Source organism: Undibacterium sp. 5I2 (assembly GCF_035019605.1).
GTDB lineage: Bacteria > Pseudomonadota > Gammaproteobacteria > Burkholderiales > Burkholderiaceae_D > Undibacterium.
Map to the genome: position 1 here is coordinate 1 of NZ_JASJVS010000136.1, position 1,445 is coordinate 1,445.

Genomic DNA, 1,445 nt, shown 5'->3' on the forward strand with positions numbered 1-1,445 from the left:
TTCACTCATGGTCTGCCTCGTCTCTTTTCGACAGACACTAGTTTAAACTGTTGTCCGGATATGTGGATCCACTATAGATGTCGCTTTGTTCATTCCATAGTAAACCGAAGTCTTGCATTGCGCCCAGCGCTACTGGTGTGCTGTGATTATCCCACGCCAAGCTCTGCCCGGTTAAGGCATCGCGGCGATACGGTTGGCCTTGCCAGCTCAATCCGGCTATTTCTGTGGCCAGTTCGGCTTGCCGCAGTAAGCCGAGGCGCTCGCGGTTTGCTGCCGGTAAACGTTCCGCCAAGGCGCCGAGTTCAGTGAAACTGACTTGGTTGAGGATGAGTTCACATGGCGCTTGCCAGTGCAGTCGGATACGGCCGCCGGCCGGGTGCAGCAAGCTCAGGTGTTGGCCCTGTATCTGGCTGCTCCAGTCGCTCCACCGCTCGCTGTGCAGGCTGAGTTTGCGTCGGCCTTGTTGCGGCTGGCTTTCCAGTGCGAGCGTGCCGGTAAAATCGTTCGGAATCTGGACGGCTTCTGCGTAACCGAGGCGGATCTGCCAAGTTTCACCGGCGGCCAGTTGCGCTTCGAGGTAGTGGTCCGCCGTGCTCGTATTATTGTTGCTCGCCAGCGTGCTCAGGTCGCTGATGGCATCGCCATTACCATCGTGAGTACCCAGCGCGTAAGCGCGAACGATTTCTTTGACTTCACCTTGCTGTATCAGCAATAGGCGATTGTTTCCATGTTGCAGTCGGTGTGCGCCAGCGGCGGTTTGTCCGCGGTAGATCAGTGCTTCGTTCCGATCGCTGTGAGTGAGCTGCGACCAGTGTTCTTGTACGCGACCATGCTTGAGTGCTTGTAATTGCAGGATAAATAGCGCTTGGCCGGAATCTGCCACCAGCAAGCCACTCGGCTTGTTGTCTTGCTTGAGCAGCATGTCCAAGCGGATGTCGGCGGCCTTTAATTTTTTCTGCAAGCTGCTGGAAAATTTGTAGTAGTCGTGTGAAGGTGAATTTTTCCTGCCGCTCAGGTAAGCGGCGGCTGCGCTGGCGGATAAGGGGGTGAATGCCTTGACGTGGTAAAACCTATCTTTCACCCGGCCATACAGTAGTTGACCGGCTTGGCTACCCAGAAGTTGCCATTTTTTGCCATGGATTACGAAGCGACCATCGATGGTTTGGCTCAGACAGCGTGCTGAATTGGTGCTGCAAAACTGCCGTATCGGACTATCGTCGGCATTGCGTGGATTGGCGTCGACACAGCGCATGAGGTCGCTGAAGGCGAGTTGACTTTCAATTTTGACGCGTTCGCTGCGCAAGCCTTGTGCATCGATTCGGTAGGTATGGATTTCCGGCAGGCCTTGGGCGTCACGCCGCGTTTTGCTCAGGGTCGGGTGCTTGCTCAGATGCGTGTAATCGGCAATCATCGGCATCAAGCCCTCAACCCGCAAAAACCCATAG

At 55.5% G+C, this 1,445-nt stretch carries 1 protein-coding gene; it reads right to left on the reverse strand.

Features of this window, described 5'->3' with window-relative positions; translation table 11 throughout:
* Window positions 1–37: 37 nt before the first annotated feature.
* Window positions 38–1,445 (reverse strand): hypothetical protein (locus QN359_RS19675; protein WP_323493411.1); only part of this gene is annotated, 1,408 nt, incomplete at its 5' end.